Annotated in this window: 12 protein-coding genes, 1 tRNA gene and 2 CRISPR repeat arrays; of the genes, 6 read left to right on the top strand and 7 right to left on the bottom strand. The window is 50.3% G+C overall.

Features of this window, described 5'->3' with window-relative positions:
* The first annotated feature begins 48 nt into the window (after positions 1-48).
* The 6 genes from trxB (at position 49) to A7Z06_RS16165 (ending at position 7,338) form a co-directional block, all read left to right on the top strand.
* Positions 49-1,014, top strand: a complete 966-nt coding sequence (gene trxB / locus A7Z06_RS16190) for a thioredoxin-disulfide reductase (protein WP_000537426.1) — start codon at positions 49-51, stop codon at positions 1,012-1,014.
* A gap of 122 nt (positions 1,015-1,136) precedes the next feature.
* Positions 1,137-2,903, top strand: coding sequence for a heme ABC transporter permease/ATP-binding protein CydD (gene cydD, locus A7Z06_RS16185; protein ID WP_001043609.1), 1,767 nt, complete (start codon positions 1,137-1,139; stop codon positions 2,901-2,903).
* Entirely contained in the window at positions 2,904-4,625 is a 1,722-nt protein-coding gene (gene cydC, locus A7Z06_RS16180; RefSeq protein WP_001202148.1) for a heme ABC transporter ATP-binding protein/permease CydC, read from the top strand.
* A 44-nt stretch (positions 4,626-4,669) separates the two neighbouring features.
* Complete coding sequence (gene aat / locus A7Z06_RS16175; protein ID WP_001241665.1) at positions 4,670-5,374, top strand: leucyl/phenylalanyl-tRNA--protein transferase; 705 nt, start codon at positions 4,670-4,672, stop codon at positions 5,372-5,374.
* A gap of 284 nt (positions 5,375-5,658) precedes the next feature.
* On the top strand, positions 5,659-5,877 hold the full coding sequence (gene infA / locus A7Z06_RS16170; protein WP_001040187.1) for a translation initiation factor IF-1: 219 nt from the start codon (positions 5,659-5,661) through the stop codon (positions 5,875-5,877).
* A gap of 166 nt (positions 5,878-6,043) precedes the next feature.
* Positions 6,044-6,911: direct repeats of the CRISPR family, unit length 28 nt; unit sequence TTTCTAAGCTGCCTGTACGGCAGTGAAC.
* A 339-nt stretch (positions 6,912-7,250) separates the two neighbouring features.
* Positions 7,251-7,338 (top strand) — tRNA-Ser (locus A7Z06_RS16165).
* Positions 7,339-7,575: 237 nt separating this feature from the next.
* Here A7Z06_RS16165 and cas6f read toward each other — a convergent pair.
* From cas6f to clpA, 7 genes are all read right to left on the bottom strand, one after another.
* Positions 7,576-8,130 (bottom strand): type I-F CRISPR-associated endoribonuclease Cas6/Csy4, encoded by a 555-nt coding sequence (cas6f, locus tag A7Z06_RS16160; RefSeq protein WP_000350180.1) that lies wholly within the window; start codon positions 8,128-8,130, stop codon positions 7,576-7,578.
* A gap of 10 nt (positions 8,131-8,140) precedes the next feature.
* Positions 8,141-9,142: a type I-F CRISPR-associated protein Csy3 gene (gene csy3, locus A7Z06_RS16155; RefSeq protein WP_001029751.1), complete on the bottom strand. Its 1,002-nt coding sequence runs from the start codon at positions 9,140-9,142 to the stop codon at positions 8,141-8,143.
* Positions 9,143-9,152: 10 nt separating this feature from the next.
* Complete coding sequence (gene csy2, locus A7Z06_RS16150; RefSeq protein WP_000120897.1) at positions 9,153-10,076, bottom strand: type I-F CRISPR-associated protein Csy2; 924 nt, start codon at positions 10,074-10,076, stop codon at positions 9,153-9,155.
* Entirely contained in the window at positions 10,073-11,425 is a 1,353-nt protein-coding gene (gene csy1, locus A7Z06_RS16145) for a type I-F CRISPR-associated protein Csy1 (RefSeq protein ID WP_094184957.1), read from the bottom strand. Before csy1 ends, csy2 begins: the two co-directional genes overlap by 4 nt.
* Positions 11,398-14,631 carry a type I-F CRISPR-associated helicase Cas3f gene (gene cas3f / locus A7Z06_RS16140; protein ID WP_001101557.1) on the bottom strand — a complete coding sequence of 1,078 codons (3,234 nt, stop codon included), beginning with the start codon at positions 14,629-14,631 and terminating at the stop codon, positions 11,398-11,400. Before cas3f ends, csy1 begins: the two co-directional genes overlap by 28 nt.
* Entirely contained in the window at positions 14,628-15,611 is a 984-nt protein-coding gene (gene cas1f, locus A7Z06_RS16135) for a type I-F CRISPR-associated endonuclease Cas1f (RefSeq protein ID WP_000097882.1), read from the bottom strand. The genes cas3f and cas1f overlap by 4 nt, the downstream gene beginning before the upstream one ends.
* Positions 15,612-15,780: 169 nt before the next feature.
* Positions 15,781-17,551: direct repeats of the CRISPR family, unit length 28 nt; unit sequence TTTCTAAGCTGCCTGTACGGCAGTGAAC.
* 225 nt (positions 17,552-17,776) lie between these two features.
* Positions 17,777-20,053, bottom strand: a complete 2,277-nt coding sequence (gene clpA / locus A7Z06_RS16130) for an ATP-dependent Clp protease ATP-binding subunit ClpA (protein ID WP_000934072.1) — start codon at positions 20,051-20,053, stop codon at positions 17,777-17,779.
* Positions 20,054-20,057 lie beyond the last annotated feature (4 nt).

Genomic DNA, 20,057 nt, shown 5'->3' with positions numbered 1-20,057 from the left:
AATTCCCTACAATCCTGCCCATTGTCTGCCAACAACTATGGGGATCTCATGGGCACGACCAAACACAGTAAACTGCTTATCCTGGGTTCAGGCCCGGCGGGCTATACCGCTGCTGTCTACGCGGCGCGCGCCAACCTGCAACCCGTGCTGATTACCGGCATGGAAAAAGGCGGCCAACTGACCACCACCACGGAAGTGGAAAACTGGCCAGGCGATCCAAACGATCTGACCGGTCCGTTATTAATGGAACGCATGCATGAACATGCCACCAAATTTGAAACTGAAATCATCTTTGATCACATCAACAAAGTGGATTTGCAGAATCGTCCGTTCCGTCTGTCTGGCGACAGCGGCGAGTACACCTGCGATGCGCTGATTATTGCTACCGGAGCTTCTGCTCGCTATCTCGGCCTGCCCTCTGAAGAAGCCTTTAAAGGACGTGGGGTTTCTGCCTGTGCGACCTGCGATGGATTCTTCTACCGTAATCAGAAGGTTGCGGTTATCGGAGGCGGTAATACCGCTGTTGAAGAGGCATTGTATCTCTCTAACATTGCTTCTGAAGTACACCTGATTCACCGCCGCGATACTTTCCGCGCAGAAAAAATTCTGATTAAGCGTCTGATGGATAAAGTGGAGAACGGCAACATCATTCTGCACACCAACCGTACGCTGGAAGAAGTGACCGGCGATCAGATGGGTGTCACTGGCGTTCGTCTTCGTGATACACAAAACAGCGATAACATCGAGTCGCTCGACGTTGCCGGTCTGTTTGTTGCTATCGGTCATAGCCCGAATACCGCCATTTTCGAAGGGCAACTGGAACTGGAAAACGGCTACATCAAAGTACAATCGGGTATTCATGGTAATGCCACCCAGACCAGCATTCCGGGCGTCTTTGCCGCAGGTGATGTGATGGATCATATTTATCGCCAGGCCATTACTTCCGCCGGTACAGGCTGCATGGCGGCACTGGATGCTGAACGCTACCTCGACGGTTTAGCTGACGCAAAATAATTTCACAAATCAGTAACAAAAGTAAAGAAGGCGACACCATGCGACTATGGGTCGCCTTTATTATTCCTCCGTTGTAACATTGCCCTGCAAAAAATTCTGATAACTCACCTGCTAAGCGTGCAATGAATAAATCCCGTCAAAAAGAGTTAACCCGCTGGTTAAAACAGCAAAGCGTCATCTCCCAACGGTGGCTGAATATTTCTCGTCTGTTGGGCTTTGTGAGTGGCATATTGATCATTGCCCAGGCCTGGTTCATGGCGCGTATTCTGCAGCACATGATTATGGAGAACATCCCCCGCGAAGCCCTGCTTCTGCCCTTTACTTTACTGGTGCTGACCTTTGTGTTGCGCGCATGGGTGGTCTGGTTGCGCGAACGGGTGGGTTATCACGCCGGGCAGCATATCCGTTTTGCCATCCGCCGCCAGGTTCTCGACCGTTTGCAGCAAGCAGGACCAGCGTGGATTCAGGGCAAACCAGCGGGGAGTTGGGCGACGCTGGTACTCGAGCAAATTGACGATATGCATGATTACTATGCTCGCTACCTGCCACAAATGGCGCTGGCAGTGTCGGTGCCGCTGCTGATTGTGGTAGCAATATTCCCTTCTAACTGGGCTGCGGCGCTTATTCTGCTGGGCACTGCGCCGTTAATCCCGTTGTTTATGGCGTTAGTTGGAATGGGCGCCGCCGATGCAAACCGACGTAACTTTCTCGCACTTGCTCGCTTAAGTGGGCATTTCCTCGATCGCCTGCGCGGCATGGAAACGCTGCGTATTTTTGGTCGTGGTGAAGCTGAAATTGAAAGCATTCGTTCTGCTTCGGAAGATTTCCGTCAACGGACAATGGAAGTGCTGCGGCTGGCATTTTTATCCTCCGGCATACTGGAGTTCTTTACCTCGCTGTCGATTGCCCTTGTGGCGGTGTACTTTGGTTTTTCCTATCTCGGCGAGCTGGATTTTGGTCACTATGATACTGGCGTGACGCTGGCTGCGGGTTTTCTGGCGCTGATACTTGCGCCGGAGTTTTTCCAGCCATTGCGCGATCTCGGTACGTTTTATCATGCTAAAGCCCAGGCTGTTGGCGCGGCGGACAGTCTGAAAACGTTTATGGAAACCCCGCTCGCCCATCCGCAGCGCGGTGAGACGGAATTAACATCGACCGATCCGGTGACCATTGAGGCCGAGGATCTGTTTATCACATCGCCGGAAGGTAAAACGCTGGCCGGACCGCTGAACTTTACTTTGCCAGCAGGTCAACGTGCGGTGTTGGTTGGTCGTAGCGGTTCAGGTAAAAGTTCACTGCTTAATGCGCTTTCCGGTTTTCTCTCATATCAGGGATCACTACGGGTCAACGGGATAGAATTACGTGATTTATCACCGGAATCGTGGCGTAAACATCTCTCCTGGGTTGGGCAAAATCCACAATTACCAGCAGCAACACTACGGGACAATGTGCTACTGGCGCGACCTGATGCCAGCGAACAAGAGTTACAAACAGCACTGGATAACGCCTGGGTCAGTGAGTTTCTACCGCTCCTGCCACAAGGAGTTGATACGCCTGTTGGCGACCAGGCTGCCCGCCTTTCCGTGGGGCAGGCGCAACGCGTGGCGGTGGCTCGCGCATTACTGCATCCCTGTTCGCTATTACTGTTGGATGAACCCGCTGCCAGCCTGGATGCACACAGTGAACAGCGAGTGATGGAGGCGCTGAATGCCGCCTCTTTGCGCCAGACTACGTTAATGGTCACCCACCAGTTAGAAGATCTTACTGACTGGGACGCCATATGGGTAATGCAGGATGGTCAGATTATTGAGCAAGGACGTTACACGGAATTAAGCGTGGCTAACGGTCCTTTCGCTACATTGCTGGCTCATCGTCAGGAGGAGATTTAAATGCGCGCTTTGCTACCCTATCTGGCTCTGTATAAACGTCATAAATGGATGTTAAGCCTTGGTATTGTGCTGGCGATTATTACTCTGCTCGCCAGTATCGGTCTGTTGACGCTTTCCGGCTGGTTCCTCTCCGCCTCAGCGGTTGCGGGCGTTGCAGGACTGTACAGCTTCAACTATATGCTCCCCGCCGCAGGGGTGCGTGGCGCGGCAATCACCCGTACCGCAGGGCGTTATTTTGAACGTCTGGTGAGTCATGACGCGACTTTCCGCGTATTGCAGCATCTGCGCATTTACACCTTCAGTAAACTTTTGCCGCTCTCCCCTGCCGGGCTGGCGCGCTATCGTCAGGGCGAATTGCTCAACCGCGTCGTGGCGGATGTTGATACGCTCGATCATCTTTATTTGCGCGTTATCTCACCGCTGGTGGGCGCTTTTGTGGTGATTATGGTGGTGACAATTGGGTTAAGCTTCCTCGATTTCACCCTCGCCTTCACGCTGGGCGGCATTATGTTGCTGACGTTGTTCCTGATGCCTCCGCTATTTTATCGTGCTGGTAAAAGCACAGGGCATAATCTGACTCATCTTCGCGGGCAGTATCGCCAGCAACTGACAGCCTGGCTGCAAGGGCAAGCTGAACTGACCATTTTTGGTGCCAGCGATCGTTATCGTACGCAGTTAGAGAATACTGAAATTCAGTGGCTGGAAGCGCAACGCCGTCAATCTGAACTAACCGCTTTATCGCAAGCGATAATGCTGCTCATTGGCGCGTTAGCGGTGATCCTGATGCTGTGGATGGCGTCTGGCGGCGTTGGTGGCAATCCTCAACCCGGCGCGTTAATTGCCCTGTTTGTCTTCTGTGCGTTAGCTGCGTTTGAGGCTCTGGCGCCGGTGACAGGTGCATTTCAGCATCTGGGGCAAGTCATTGCCTCTGCAGTACGGATCACTGACTTAACGGATCAAAAACCGGAAGTCACCTTCCCTGATACCCAAACCCATGTTGCCGATCAGGTTTCCGTGACGTTACGTGATGTTCAGTTCACTTATCCTGAGCAATCACAGCAAGCTCTTAAAGGGATTTCCCTTCAGGCAAACGCCGGAGAACATATTGCGATTCTCGGTCGAACGGGATGCGGTAAATCAACACTGTTACAACTGCTGACTCGCGCATGGGACCCACAACAGGGCGAGATTTTGCTTAACGGTAGCTCTATAGCCAGCCTGAATGAAGCGACTCTGCGCCAGACCATCAGCGTTGTGCCACAGCGTGTACATCTGTTTAGCGCAACGCTGCGAGATAATCTGTTACTTGCAGCACCAGGCAGCAGTGATGAGGCTCTGGCGGAGATCTTGCGCCGCGTCGGTCTGGAGAAGCTGCTTGAAGACGCAGGACTCAACAGTTGGCTGGGTGAAGGTGGACGCCAACTCTCCGGTGGCGAACTGCGCCGTCTGGCTATCGCCCGTGCGCTATTACACGATGCGCCACTGGTATTGCTGGACGAACCAACCGAAGGCTTAGATGCCACAACTGAAAGCCAGATCCTTGAATTACTTGCAGAAATGATGTGTGAGAAAACGGTGTTAATGGTCACCCATCGACTTCGCGGTCTCTCTCGTTTCCAGCAAATAATTGTGATGGACAACGGACAAATTATTGAGCAAGGTACTCACGCAGAACTGCTTGCCAGACAGGGGCGTTATTACCAGTTTAAGCAGGGTTTGTGAGCTATTATTGAACGATCCGACTTGCGTAGTGGAGTTTTGCGGTCATGCGCCTGGTTCAGCTTTCTCGCCATTCAATAGCCTTCCCTTCCCCGGAAGGCGCATTACGTGAGCCTAACGGCTTGCTGGCGCTGGGGGGCGATCTAAGCCCTGCGCGTCTGTTAATGGCTTATCAACGCGGTATTTTTCCGTGGTTTTCTCCTGGCGACCCTATTCTGTGGTGGTCGCCCGACCCTCGCGCGGTATTATGGCCAGAATCACTGCATATTAGTCGCAGTATGAAACGCTTTCATAAACGCTCGCCCTATCGTGTCACAATGAATTACGCCTTTGGTCAGGTTATTGAAGGTTGTGCCAGCGATCGCGAAGAAGGAACCTGGATCACGCGCGACGTGGTTGAAGCCTACTACCGCCTGCACGAGTTGGGTCATGCCCACTCGATTGAAGTCTGGCGTGAAGACGAGCTTGTCGGCGGCATATATGGCGTGGCGCAGGGAACGTTATTTTGTGGTGAGTCGATGTTCAGCCGCATGGAAAATGCGTCCAAAACGGCGCTCCTGGTATTCTGCGAAGAATTTATCCATCACGGTGGCAAATTAATCGACTGTCAGGTGCTTAATGATCACACAGCTTCGCTTGGCGCCTGCGAAATTCCCCGCAGGGATTACCTCAATTATCTTAATCAAATGCGCCCGGAACGATTGCCGAATAACTTCTGGGTGCCACGGCAATTGTTTTCGCCTCAGAAATGAATGTTTTCGGCACATTTCTCTCCAGAGTGTTATAATTGCGGTCGCAGAGTTGGTTACGCTCATTACTCCGCTGCCGATAAGGAATTTTTCGCGTCAGGTAACGCCCATCGTTTATCTCACCGCTCCCTTATACGTTGCGCTTTTGGTGCGGCTTAGCCGTGTGTTTTCGGAGTTATGTGCCAAACCTGTTTGTTGCGATTTAGCGCGCAAATCTTTACTTATTTACAGAACTTCGGCATTATCTTGCCGGTTCAAATTACGGTAGTGATACCCCAGAGGATTAGATGGCCAAAGAAGACAATATTGAAATGCAAGGCACCGTTCTTGAAACGTTGCCTAACACCATGTTCCGCGTAGAGTTAGAAAACGGTCACGTGGTTACTGCACACATCTCCGGTAAAATGCGCAAAAACTACATCCGCATCCTGACGGGCGACAAAGTGACTGTTGAACTGACCCCGTACGACCTGAGCAAAGGCCGCATTGTCTTCCGTAGTCGCTGATTGTTTTGCCGCCTGATGGGCGAAGAGAAAGAACGAGTAAAAGGTCGGTTTAACCGGCCTTTTTTGCGTCTGGAGTTAAGGAAGAAAATAAATATTGGGTTATGGATTTTATAACTGCCTGTGCGGTAGTGAACGATGATCCGTACCGGCTACGCCGGGCTTCGGCTTTCTAAGCTGCCTGTACGGCAGTGAACCGCGTGCTGAACAGCATGATTCATGATGCACGTTTCTAAGCTGCCTGTACGGCAGTGAACGCGTGCAAAGCGTGTCATCAGGCCCGGTGGATTTTCTAAGCTGCCTGTACGGCAGTGAACGGCACGGGCTAAAGGCTATAAAGGGACACTTTTTTCTAAGCTGCCTGTACGGCAGTGAACATCCATAACTCGTCCTTTTGCTCCGATGCTCATTTCTAAGCTGCCTGTACGGCAGTGAACAATTACCGCTTTGAATATGCTCAGAGCAAACTTTTCTAAGCTGCCTGTACGGCAGTGAACGAGCTGGTGGGGATTAATGCTGGAGCTGTACCTTTCTAAGCTGCCTGTACGGCAGTGAACAATGGGCTGCTATGGTTAGCAGTTTTGGTGTGTTTCTAAGCTGCCTGTACGGCAGTGAACACAGTTTAAGCCAGAACAGGCCGACTCCGAACTTTCTAAGCTGCCTGTACGGCAGTGAACAAATTAAGACAACTCTCTGATGTTTACATGCCTTTCTAAGCTGCCTGTACGGCAGTGAACACAAGTGGGGGTATGAGCGCGGGATTGTGAGCTTTCTAAGCTGCCTGTACGGCAGTGAACATTTTGCCATGTTAATTGCGTCGCGGAGGCGCTTTCTAAGCTGCCTGTACGGCAGTGAACTTCCAGCGTCAGGCGATTACGCTCCTCCTCCTTTTCTAAGCTGCCTGTACGGCAGTGAACATTTCGATACCGGAGATCGGGTGATAAAGACGTTTCTAAGCTGCCTGTACGGCAGTGAACGCTGCGTTACCGCGTGTTTTGCGATGAAGTCCTTTCTAAGCTGCCTGTACGGCAGTGAACTGGAATAATAACAAACTATCCGATTGATTTACTGTTAAAACTTACAAAATCTCCAATTCATACCCTTTTTCGAGGCATCAAAATAGTAATAAATAAAATCAATGCGTTACATCTCACCCTGAAAAAAGGGTCGATTAGAATGTCTTCAATCTCATATTTCCAGCGTAGCTTTTGATAAATAATTGCCCAGAGCATATACATTCACAATCCTGGACGGATGAACCGCATGAACAATGCATAACCAAACAAACCAATCTAAATAAATTCTTCTTGACCGTTTTACTCCAACTCCCTATAGTAGCGCCCCGTTGCCCCCATGAGGTCAGGCAACAAAAATTTGGTGAGGTGTCCGAGTGGCTGAAGGAGCACGCCTGGAAAGTGTGTATACGGCAACGTATCCGGGGTTCGAATCCCCGCCTCACCGCCATATTTTAAGAAGAGCTCGTACGAAAGTACGGGCTTTTTTTTCGCATATAGATGGCTTCGTATACCTCCCAGCTCAATAACTCTCTCTCCAGGAAATGGTTTAGCAATAAAACTTTTTTAGCAAAGAAAACAACATCCCGGATATGAACAATTAATATCCAACACATCTTCTCAACGGCCAGGCCACACTAAAAAAAAGCCCAGCCGCACGGCCAGGCATCTTAATAATTGCAAAACATCAAAACCAGGGTATGGTTGCTGTTGCGCTTAATCCATAACTACTGAATTCCCCTTTAACCGGTTCTGCGCGCAAATCACCGTGCTGGATAAACAACTTGAACTGTTGCTGACTCGACAAACTCTTCATATTAAGAAAAGGTAAATCGGTCCGCTGTTCAGCTTGCGTCGCCAGTCGCTCAATCGCCTGTTCTTCAGTAAGCCAGCCTTTTTTCACTGAACGCCTTAACAGACGCTGTGGGTTACTTTTAACCTGCACACGACTTACCACTCGCCAGCCCTTTATTTCTGGAATGGGAGTGACAGGCGAACATTGGCAATAATCCGTAAGCCCTTTACGCCACGTTGAGTCTTCAAGCTCCTGCAATGCCGGGGCGCTACCATGTAAGCGTAAGCGCGCTCCTGGCGTAACGTTTATGTCCGGGAAACTCACGCCGATATCACCTTGCCCTCTTGCACCCAATGTCCGGTGCAATTTGGCAAATAACGCCGCCATCAACATTTCACTCGAAAATTCAGGATCGGGCAGAACACGGATCTCAAGATAGTGATCCATTGACAGCTCCTTATTCCGCTTTCTCACCAAAAACACCACCACGAATCAAGACAGCCATCACGTAGTGCTGCTGATCAACTTCCGGTTTGACGCCTTTAGTCACCCAATTATCCAGTAAGGTATAAAAATCGAGTTTTTCTTTTGGCTGACGACAAGCGACACCGCGACTGGTTACAGAACCATAAGGTTCCACAGCGATAGCTCCCAACTCATCAACCTTCGGATGCCAGGTATCAATGGTACGTAAAGCGTTGCCAATTTTTTGGGAGTGAATACCGGCAATGCCTGCAACCTGGTACAACACACGACTTTTGCTACTGTTACTGTCGAGCACCAGTTCCTGTGATGGGAAGACTTCTTGCCCGGCACCGAGGCGAACCTGTGTCTCAACCGTAAGCATGACCCACTCTTTTCCGCTTAACCCTTGTTCAATCGTTGCCGCCAGTTCTGTGACGCTACTCTGGCCTTGACCAAATTGACGTAAAGAGAAGTCATGGCTGTTAAAAGTCCATGAAGTATCATTCGCAGTAACTTTCACCAGGATCTGCTCAGCACCAATGCGGTTGCGCCACAAAAAACGACCATTTGCCAGATTCAGCGCATAGCGTAACGCCAGCTCTTTAAAGCCATGCTCGCTGATGTAACCTTCAATGACCTCAGAAAGCGCCTCCTGATAGGCCATATCATTACATACTGAAGGTGAAGATAAATTACCCAGCACTCGCAGCGTAAACACCACTTTTAGCGTATCTGCATCTACCGGAAGCGAAGCCACATCCACCCGTTGTAGGTTGGCTTTTTGGATTTCAGCATCCAGTTTGGTGGGGTCGCTGGCAATCGTATTTTTCAGGCGATTAGAGATGGTTCCGCGAACGGCTTTCTCCTGAATCTCAATAGGTTGCCATTCATTTCCTTGCCAGTTACCGGCATACATCACCGCATCAGAGGTTGCCAGTTTGCGTTCAAATGCCAGTACCGATGCTGTTTTTATTGCTACAGGAGCCTTTGCCATAATTATGTCCTTATTCTGAATCGTCATCTTCATGAGTTATAGGGTCGTCAACGAGTGGTATTGCCGAGCAATAGTATCCAGTGTCCGTTGTACGGTAGCGCCACATCAGCGGTTGCAGGTCAGTAATGCGATGTAATCCGCGCCATTCACCAATCCCATAAACGGCTTCGGCAAAAGCAAATGGCGTCACGGTGTCGCGCGCATTTTCAACTTCACCAGAGGCGTACACAGGAGAAATACGTTGGTAACCACACATTAATGGCACGAGGAAACCGGGCATTGGCTTCGGCTGGTATGTCCATTGTGCGGTATTGTCTTCAGCCGGGGATTCGGCCTGATATTTAATGGCGGCGAAATCGAGCCAGGCATCAAGCAACGATATGTCAGGATGTTGTTGGTGATGTTCAGCCAGCCATTCGCTGCGATCGTAAAGCGCGTAACCCGGCATTAAACGCCAGATGATTTTACGCAGTTGCTTTTCATCTTCTGGTGCATGAAAAAGCTGCGGATCGCGCATACTGACAATGCTGCCACCCGCCAGTTTATGGCTCTGGCAAAGCATTTTCAGATGGTCACACAGGGCTTTTCTACCGTATTCACCATTAGTAATTTCGCCATTACATTCAACAAGTAGAGAAACCGTCAGGTGCATACGCCCCTCTTCATTGAACGAGGCAGTTTTACCTTCTTTGGTTAATGGGTTACGGGTGAGAGCGAACTGAAAATCGCGCCCGGAACTGTACGCCTGAATATGCTGTTCATGGCTTACTACCCCGCAACCGGCAAAACTTACGCCAAATTCATCCACGACTTTGCGAGAAAGCGCATGAACATAGCCGAGAAAATGGGTCATCGCCGGGAATCCCCAGGTCAACCCGGAGACGGCGTTAGCGTTTTCTATGCGTATATGGGGTAACAAGAGCAGATAACTCATTTCAGTGCCTCCTGCAAAACAGTTTCCATTTCACGCATCCGTTGAGTGAACAGGGACTGACTACGCCACTCTCTTTGCTCGACAGCCCCCACATCGAAACTTGCTTTTTTCAGGCGATAGTTCAGCCAGCGCGCGAAGTCATCAGCGACTATCCTCTGCCAGTCGTTTTTCTCACGCTCCAGTTTGAAAGCCTCATCTGACAAGCTTCGCCACGGGTCCAGCCAAAGCTGCTGGTGACGAGGTAATTCTGGTGATTGTGCTGACCACCCCTGCCATTTTTCTTGCTGAAAAGAGGATGCCTGCATGAAAAGCAAATCTATCAACTCATCAATATATTTCGCGCGCGCAGTACGAATATGAACATTGTTTATGTCAACTTTCAGTAAGTAGGTCATCCGGGCGATAGTGCCCGAAGCTGAGCGATTGAAATCACCGCGTAAGGCAAAAATACTGCGCATGTTTTGTGGTGCGCGCTCCTGCGTCGTCCAGGTGGGGGGCATTGATGGCAACAACCAGATACGACCACCACGAACACTGTTGAGCAGAGAAATATTCTGCGGTTTTGTGCCGCCAAAATGCATTTCGGCAAGATTAGGGAAACGAATATCTGGCTGTGAGTGCCATTTACCCGCCTTGCGGGCATCGCGAATGGCTTTCGATTCCTCGCTAAAACGCACGGCAATTAGTTTTTCATGCATCGCCTGCGCCAGTGAACTGGAAAACAGAGGGCATAAAAGGTGATAGCCATCATCGACAGGGAAATAGATTTGTTTTGCCAGTTTATGGCTGACAGGCTGAGCAAGTGTCCATGCCTGACGAAACCCTGCAATCCACTGCGCCAGTTGAGCTTCATCCTCTGCAAACGTGCTTAATGCCTGATAATCGCCACGCTTAAGACTGGCAAGCAATGAATCTCCATTGACATCGGTTTGTAGCAGTTTTGCAACGTCCAGTGCGGCGGCGTTACCAATGGCGTCAGTGGCGACTTTCGCCAACGATGCTGTGTTTAAATAGCTTTCGTTAGCGGAGGTGTCCAGATAAAAGCTGCTGGCTTTAGAATCACCATGACTAAATTTAGCACCATGAGTGACTAACTTAATTTGCCCGGCACGCTTCGCCGCATCCGTTAACCAGTTACGTGGCAGGTAGCGTGCTTCAAGTTCCTGCCGTTCCTGAGCGATGGCGCTGGCATCATCGCCCTGCTCTAGCCTCTTTGCTGCTTCTTTTTCAAAGGCATCGATTTTGGGTTGCCTTCGCGAAGCGATGTAGTCAGTTATAAAATCTACTAAATTGTTGTTCAAACGATTCCCTCCTTGCCCCTTCACGGGGCGCGAAACACCCCTAACCATGGGTGATAATGCCAGCCGTTGAGCGCATCTTCGTCACAGACGGGTACTCTCACTTCAGCAAACCTTTCTCCGACACGATTAATCTCACAACTGTGCTCAACAGCCAGATCCAACAAAACTTGTTGGTAATCCATCATGCCCCAGCAAGCAACGCCGCTGGCGCATATCACGTCTTCTCGTTTGAAATTCCCCTGCTCTTTACGCTCGTTGTCGCCCATGCGGGAATAGAAACTCGCTTTACTTTCTTCGTCATCCATATGCAGAAAAAACACCGCTTCCGGTAACGACGAATAACGAAAAGGCGTCTGGCGCTGCATCCAGCCGTTCCAGCTTAGCGGTGCGCGCCACCATTGCGCAGCTACCACATGTTTGCTTTTACTACTCATCAACTCGGTGAATAAACGACTATGCTCAAGTTCCGCCAGTTTATTTTCATTATTGGCAGGTAAGATCCGTGGTAAGGCATTAATCGTCCGGTAGTCCGTGAGTGGTATCAGCTCGCAAATATCATGGCTATTCAGCACGCGATCTTTTGTTTCGAAACCCGGTTTACAAAATGCGGGGCATTTTTTCTGCAATGCTTTGATATTGCTCCGCAAAATAACCAGATTCTCACTGGTTGGCACATTTCTGCGGTGGCGTTGAATACGTCCGGCAAATTGAATAATCGAACGCATAGAACTCGGTTCAATAATTCCCCAGTCCGCATCCCAGTCACGCCCCACTTCTATAACCGATGTGCCCAACACTACAAAAATATGGTGCGATTCCGGACTTTTATGTAAGGCTTCAGCGATATCCTCGTTTTTCCAGAAATCATCTTCTCTATGACGAGTAAAAGCGCGATCCAGCCGCTTCTCAATATTTGAACGTACCGCCAGCGGATGTCGGGAGTGGTAAACGCAATAATGAATGCAGACATCTTCTGGTGAAGGAATGGTAATCAGAGCTTTGGCCACCGCGACCAGAGAATTAATATTGGCGAAGCGCACCAGACCCAGCGAAACAGTTTTGCCGCTTTCGTGTTGCTGGCGATGCGCCTGATGCAACTTCAGCATTTGCTCATGTACCGTCTGAGCCACGCTTTCGATAACATCCTGAATCGCGCTTGATGGGGATGAAATCGAAGCTATACGCCCGAAATGCAGTCGTTCTTTTTCAGCCAACATTAACGCTCGTCGCGCAACAAACTTTTTGTGCGTCTCACGAAAAGTAGCGCCATCACCAATTTGTGTGGCATCGGCATCTTTTTCATCAAACCAGGCACAGCAGATATTGACGGGTCTGCCGTTCGTACCGCATGACGCCTGCCACATTTTGCGCCCGGCAAGATAAGCCGCGAACAGAGCCTGAATCAAATCTGGCGGCAACGTCGCGGAAGAAAGTAATACCCGCGTTCCCAACATTCCGGCCCAGTTCATCAGACGACATACTGCATAGAGATCGGCAATATCAAAATCGTCAGGTTCGTCGAGCACTAAATCACTGGTTAACAGACGCAACATCGCCGGAAGCTGTTTCCCGCCACGCACACCTTCGGTCGCGGAAATAAGATGATCAATCGTTGCTACCAGAATCGGTGCGCTTACTAACTCCTTAAGTTTGCTGTCATCCTTCAACCATTTTTCCAGCGCCCCGGTATGAAGACTGCCTTCGTATTTAACAAACTGTTGCTCCTCTGCCAGCGACTCTTGCGAAGCACTTCCACAATCATTGTCTGTTTTTTCCTGCTGCCAGAGTTGTTTGACTGCCGCCGAACCAATCAGTACAGCCAGCTCATCCTCACCGAGTCCAAGCCGGCTGCGCAGAGCATCACCCGTTTGTAAAGTCAGCGTACGTAATCCCAATGCGATGGTAAAACGACACCCTTCACGCTCATCAGCAAGCGCATACATAATGCGGGCGTTAGCAAAGGTTTTACCGCACCCCGTCGAGGCCATATTGACACCGAAAAAACCATCTTCCCGACTGCGTTCACGTAACGCACGCGCCACATCCCAGGCTTTGTCCTGCCAGCGATATTTCGCATCTGTAGCTCGCTGGTTAAAACCTTTATGTCGGGCAATTGCCGGAAGCGATGCCCGTGTGTGCATCAGTTGCCGCCCAAGCAAATACGCATGATGCGCGACGCCCACAAGATGCTCATCTACCCGTTGTTTGAGCGTGCCGCTCTGCCGATCGCTATTTGCCCAGACGATATAATTCGGATCTTGCCATTTTTGCTGCGCGTCGTTAGATGAATAGTAGTGATCGGCAAGCATCAGGCAAAAACGCGCCATATGTAATGGAAACAGTTGCTCCATCAGCCCCCATTCCTTTAAAGCGACTGCGTTACGCGCCCGACGGGCAATCTGACGCGCTTTTTCTCGCCAGCTCGCGCTTTGAAGCGGAGTGCCTGCCGGAAACTGCCAGACTTGCTCGAAATCCTGAGGTGACCAGTCATTCTTACGGTGGTTAACGGCATTCCAGTCAGCATTGAGTTGCTTCTCCAGCCAACTTTCACAGCCTTTGCATGATTGTTCCGGTTGTGGCGAAAGATTCTCCGGCATTCGATGATGGGAAAGGATCAACCAGCCTACCGTTTTGGCGAGTGGTTGCAGCGAACTGAATGGACTATTGGAAAAATGAGGCGTGTCCTTTTGCAGGCGCTCAAGAATGGCGGTTTCATCATCTGCCGTTAATTCCCCAAGTTTTTCCAGCCACACATCATCTGACTGCTTACCGACAAAAGCCTGAAAAAGCCGCAGCGAAATCCACTCATGCCGGTAAGGTTGATAACTTCGTGCACTCTTTTTGGTCAGGCTTTGCTGAAAGCTGCGTCCTGCTTTACCAAAATCATGAAATAACCCAGCAATAGCCGCCAGCAGCGCAATGCTTTCCGCGCACTGCCAGCGATGTTCTTCTTTGTTCACCAGGCTGGTTTGCGTTGTTCGATTTGTGGGAACGCGGCCTTGAGCATTAAAGCGACGAATATTGCCGACAATCCACATCAGCTCCGTTTGCCCATTCTTCTTCAGCCAGTGACAAGCAACCGCTGTGTTTCGTCTTGCCGTTTTGCGCAGTAAACGGCGTAAAGTGTTAACACCTTCCTGAGTAATCACCGTTTGCCATGCGGCATCACCTGTGCGTTCGGCAAACTGATCAATAATACGGCAACTATCAACACGAGCATTTTTTGTGCATCGCGAAATAATCAGGACGTTCATTGGTCACCCTTAGCCAGTGCCTGAGCCGTTTCCTGCAGAGAGGTGATCATGACATCCAGCGCATCCGCTTGTTGAAAGATATTGATGCAGCGTTGACGAAACTCCTGAGCATTCTCTCCCGCCATTGCGGCGATAAATGCTTGTGGCATAACAAGGGCATCTTTAATCAGATCGGCAAGGTCAAAAACAAGCCCACCGCGACGTGTTTTACCGTGCATTACCGCTAAACCGTGGGGAATACCTGTTACCCACGCCGCCACTGCCGCCAGGCCATAGGCCAGATAATTCCCTTGATCGAGGAAACGGTTGGCCATATCAATCCCACCGCCCCGTTTTGCGCGGGTGAAATCGCCATAGCCCACTGTTTGACTGACCATTTTGTATAACGCCCTGGTCATTTTGGCTTCTACGAGCATAAGCTGCGTATGGTTTTCTGCCGCGTCTATTTCTTCGCGAGTACGATTTATCAAGGTCTGGAGCGCGCTGGTATCAGGTTGAAATGCGTGTTCACGCTGCATTTTCGCGCTGGTCCAGTGCTTATCAATATGTGTCAGGCGGATTAACTGAAAACGTTTCGCGGCGGCAAGTCGTTTGTCTTCAATAAACCAGAAAGAAACCCATTGCTGAAGGTACTCGGTAGGACGATATTCGCTTTGTGGGCTGAGCCAGGAGACATCAACATCTACTTCATTGGCGGAGTAAAGCGGTGTGCCATCCGTACCACAAAATCCTACCATCACCCCCGCATGGGCAAATTCACGCATCGCCGCCTGGGTAACGGAAGTTCCCATCCCCAACATCAACGCCGTGGTATTCGCAATGGGGATATTCCAGTAATACGACTCCTTGCCTTCACTGGTAACATACTCCACCCGCCCACCATTCACCTGCACCCGGCATTTTTCCAGATAATAAATATTGGCGCGTTTGGAGTGGAGAATAGTTTTGAGGTCAGAAGGAGTAAGGTAATTTGAAGACATAAACACATCCTGTGATTATTTTTGTTTTAAGGCGTTAGGATTAGTACAACATTGATTTCTGTGCAGGAAATTGATTTCTGTCGCAATTATTACATTTGTTATTGTGTGCTAAGGCTAATGTTTTGACGTTGAGAGCATCATGATATGACCAAACGTCTACCATTACGTATTGTGAAACTGCCTGTACGGCAGTGAACAATCTTCCGCTTCTCTCCACCAGAGAGTGTCTTTTCTAAGCTGCCTGTACGGCAGTGAACAACCTTCCGCTTCTCACCACCAGAGAGTGTCTTTTCTAAGCTGCCTGTACGGCAGTGAACAACCTTCCGCTTCTCACCACCAGAGAGTGTCTTTTCTAAGCTGCCTGTACGGCAGTGAACATTATTTGCACCGCATGTGATGAACGTGCGCATTTCTAAGCTGCCTGTACGGCAGTGAACATCGTCGTTGACAGTAAGCTCGCCCCTTTCCATTTCTAAGCTGCCTGTACGGCAGTGAACGGAACCAGTCCAGGCGATAAGAGGCAATAAGATTTCTAAGCTGCCTGTACGGCAGTGAACCCACCGGTCAATTTGATGGACGCACCGTGCTGTTTCTAAGCTGCCTGTACGGCAGTGAACATCATTGGTGCTACCGCGTTCCCGCCGTTCTCCTTTCTAAGCTGCCTGTACGGCAGTGAACGCGGTATCGGATGCATATCTGCAGAACTGGGATTTCTAAGCTGCCTGTACGGCAGTGAACCCTGCCCGTCGTGATACTGCGACCGGCTGTACTTTCTAAGCTGCCTGTACGGCAGTGAACAGGTAAAACTACTTCTGCCGCCCATCAGATTTTTTCTAAGCTGCCTGTACGGCAGTGAACGACCAGTCTTGTGTTAATGCGTTTTGCTCAGCTTTCTAAGCTGCCTGTACGGCAGTGAACAAAAGATGCTCGACGCCGGGGAGCTGATGTTGTTTCTAAGCTGCCTGTACGGCAGTGAACAGTAGAAGCGGTAAGTTTCGATACATCAAAACTTTCTAAGCTGCCTGTACGGCAGTGAACTCAACTTCAGGTTCTTTCTCTTCTACCTTAGCTTTCTAAGCTGCCTGTACGGCAGTGAACGGACAGGAACCCCGTTGCGCAGTCGATGCCGCTTTTCTAAGCTGCCTGTACGGCAGTGAACTGGAGAATCCTTGATGCCCAACACTTCGGCGTTTTCTAAGCTGCCTGTACGGCAGTGAACTATATGAGGATTGCCGTATTTGTCCACGTTGCTTTCAAAGCTGCCTGTACGGCAGTGAACTTCTAACGTGTAGAACGTTTCTGTAGCCTCAATTTCTAAGCTGCCTGTACGGCAGTGAACTAACATTATTTATACTCCACGTTGATTGTTACTTTCTAAGCTGCCTGTACGGCAGTGAACCAACACCGTGCCGATCAGTGACCGTCAGACAATTTCTAAGCTGCCTGTACGGCAGTGAACGAACTCTCCTAAGTTGCACGCCTTCCCGTTCTTTTCTAAGCTGCCTGTACGGCAGTGAACACGTTAATCTGGCGCTCGGTTGCACGCTCAATTTTCTAAGCTGCCTGTACGGCAGTGAACCTTTGGAAATAACACACCCGCTTCTGACAAAGCTTTCTAAGCTGCCTGTACGGCAGTGAACATTGAGAAAGCCGTATACGCCGCGATGCAATCTTTCTAAGCTGCCTGTACGGCAGTGAACTTCTAACGTGTAGAATGTTTCTGTCGCCTCGATTTCTAAGCTGCCTGTACGGCAGTGAACCGCATAAAGAATCGCATATTACTGTTACTGAATTTCTAAGCTGCCTGTACGGCAGTGAACCGAATAAACGCGGCCTCGATTGCCAGATTTGCTTTCTAAGCTGCCTGTACGGCAGTGAACGGGTAAACCCCGCATGACCCGCGCAGACAAATTTTCTAAGCTGCCTGTACGGCAGTGAACTCAAATACTACACGTTTAGCCCGTTGTTAATAAAGTAAAACTATCCAATTTCCCTGCTGCCACCCTTTTTTATCCTTGCCTTCCAGCAGCGTTAATTATCAATAAGTTACAGAAACCATAAAAATTAGGGTTACAACCGCCCTCACCTCACAAACAAAAAAGTCCGTAACCCCATACAGGATTACGGACTTTATCAACCTACTTAAAAGGCTTTACACCATCAGATTAATGCGCTGCTTCCGCCTTGTGCTTTTGCGCACTCTGGAACCCGTAGGTCAGCTCATTTTTCTCTTTATCCAGTGCAACGGTGACCTGGCCGCCGTCCACCAGCGAGCCAAACAGCAGTTCGTTAGCGAGCGGTTTTTTCAGGTTGTCCTGAATGACGCGAGCCATCGGACGTGCACCCATTGCCCGGTCGTAACCTTTCTCGGCCAGCCAGTTACGTGCTTCCTGACTCACTTCCAGAGAAACACCTTTTTGATCCAGCTGAACCTGCAACTCGACGATGAATTTATCCACCACCTGATGGATTACGTCGGTTGACAGATGATCGAACCAGATAATGTTGTCGAGACGGTTACGGAACTCTGGCGTAAAGATCTTCTTGATCTCTTCCATCGCATCGGTGCTGTTATCCTGGTGGATAAGGCCAATAGATTTGCGCTCGGTTTCACGTACCCCGGCGTTGGTGGTCATCACCAGCACCACGTTACGGAAATCTGCCTTGCGTCCGTTGTTATCGGTCAGCGTGCCATTGTCCATCACCTGCAACAGAATGTTGAATACGTCCGGATGCGCTTTCTCGATTTCGTCCAGCAGCAGCACCGCGTGCGGATGTTTGATCACCGCATCGGTCAGCAGACCACCCTGATCAAAACCAACGTATCCCGGAGGTGCACCAATCAGGCGGCTGACGGTATGACGCTCCATATACTCGGACATATCAAAGCGTAAAAGCTCAATGCCCAGGGCTTTGGAAAGCTGTACCGTCACCTCGGTTTTCCCGACCCCAGTTGGACCAGCAAACAGGAACGAACCGACCGGTTTATGTTCGTGGCCTAAACCCGCACGCGCCATCTTGATAGCCTCAGTCAGCGCCTCAATGGCTTTATCCTGACCGAAGACCAGCATTTTCAGGCGATCACCGAGGTTTCTCAGCGTATCGCGGTCACTCTGAGAAACGCTCTTCTCTGGAATACGCGCAATACGGGCTACCACGGACTCAATATCCGCCACATTGACCGTTTTCTTGCGCTTGCTTACCGGCATCAGGCGTGCGCGAGCGCCCGCTTCGTCGATAACGTCAATCGCTTTATCCGGCAGATGACGATCGTTTATGTATTTCACCGCCAGCTCTACCGCCGCACGCACCGCTTTCGCGGTATAACGCACGTCGTGGTGCGCTTCGTACTTCGGTTTCAGGCCGTTGATGATTTGAACAGTTTCTTCGATCGACGGTTCAGTAATATCAATTTTCTGGAAGCGACGCGCCAAAGCACGGTCTTTCTCGAAAATGTTGCTGAACTCCTGATAGGTTGTCGAACCAATTACGCGAATTTTACCGCTGGAGAGCAACGGTTTGATCAGGTTAGCTGCATCCACCTGACCGCCAGAGGCTGCACCTGCGCCGATGATGGTGTGGATCTCATCAATAAACAGGATGCTGTTTGTATCCTGCTCAAGTTGTTTAAGCAATGCTTTGAAACGTTTTTCAAAGTCGCCGCGATATTTGGTGCCCGCTAACAGAGAACCGATATCGAGGGAGTAAATCGTACAGTCAGCCATCACTTCCGGTACATCGCCCTGAACAATACGCCAGGCAAGACCTTCCGCAATGGCGGTTTTACCGACGCCAGACTCCCCGACCAGCAGCGGGTTGTTTTTACGGCGGCGACAGAGAACCTGAATGGCGCGCTCCAGTTCCTTCTCACGACCAATCAGCGGGTCGATTCCTCCCACGCGTGCAAGCTGGTTCAGGTTAGTCGTGAAATTCTCCATACGGTCCTCCCCACCAGCTTGTTCTTCACTGCTCGGCTGGTTTCCTGGTTCAGAAGACTGAGATGGCTCGTCTTTACGCGTGCCATGAGAAATAAAGTTCACCACATCGAGACGGCTGACTTCATGTTTGCGCAACAGATACGCCGCCTGTGACTCCTGTTCGCTAAAGATAGCAACCAGAACATTCGCACCGGTAACCTCACTGCGACCGGAGGACTGAACATGGAAGACCGCACGTTGCAGTACACGCTGAAAACTCAGCGTCGGCTGTGTGTCGCGCTCCTCTTCACTGGCAGGCAGAACGGGTGTGGTTTGTTCAATAAAGGCTTCCAGTTCCTGACGGAGCGCCACCAGATCCACGGAACATGCTTCCAGCGCCTCCCGAGCAGACGGATTACTGAGCAATGCCAGTAACAAGTGCTCGACGGTCATAAACTCATGACGGTGCTCGCGCGCTCTGGCGAAAGCCATGTTTAAACTGAGTTCCAGTTCTTGATTGAGCATAGGC

Origin of the sequence: Escherichia sp. MOD1-EC6819 (genome assembly GCF_002965765.1) — a bacterium.
In the GTDB taxonomy this organism is placed as follows: Bacteria; Pseudomonadota; Gammaproteobacteria; order Enterobacterales; family Enterobacteriaceae; genus Escherichia; species Escherichia ruysiae.
This window is presented reverse-complemented; position numbering and strand designations above follow the sequence as displayed.

Coding starts and splice junctions, on each gene's coding strand:
- trxB (WP_000537426.1), top strand. CDS start 49: ATGGGCACGACCAAACACAGTAAACTGCTTATCCTGGGTTCAGGCCCG.
- cydD (WP_001043609.1), top strand. CDS start 1,137: ATGAATAAATCCCGTCAAAAAGAGTTAACCCGCTGGTTAAAACAGCAA.
- cydC (WP_001202148.1), top strand. CDS start 2,904: ATGCGCGCTTTGCTACCCTATCTGGCTCTGTATAAACGTCATAAATGG.
- aat (WP_001241665.1), top strand. CDS start 4,670: ATGCGCCTGGTTCAGCTTTCTCGCCATTCAATAGCCTTCCCTTCCCCG.
- infA (WP_001040187.1), top strand. CDS start 5,659: ATGGCCAAAGAAGACAATATTGAAATGCAAGGCACCGTTCTTGAAACG.
- cas6f (WP_000350180.1), bottom strand. CDS start 8,130: ATGGATCACTATCTTGAGATCCGTGTTCTGCCCGATCCTGAATTTTCG.
- csy3 (WP_001029751.1), bottom strand. CDS start 9,142: ATGGCAAAGGCTCCTGTAGCAATAAAAACAGCATCGGTACTGGCATTT.
- csy2 (WP_000120897.1), bottom strand. CDS start 10,076: ATGAGTTATCTGCTCTTGTTACCCCATATACGCATAGAAAACGCTAAC.
- csy1 (WP_094184957.1), bottom strand. CDS start 11,425: ATGGTTAGGGGTGTTTCGCGCCCCGTGAAGGGGCAAGGAGGGAATCGT.
- cas3f (WP_001101557.1), bottom strand. CDS start 14,631: ATGAACGTCCTGATTATTTCGCGATGCACAAAAAATGCTCGTGTTGAT.
- cas1f (WP_000097882.1), bottom strand. CDS start 15,611: ATGTCTTCAAATTACCTTACTCCTTCTGACCTCAAAACTATTCTCCAC.
- clpA (WP_000934072.1), bottom strand. CDS start 20,053: ATGCTCAATCAAGAACTGGAACTCAGTTTAAACATGGCTTTCGCCAGA.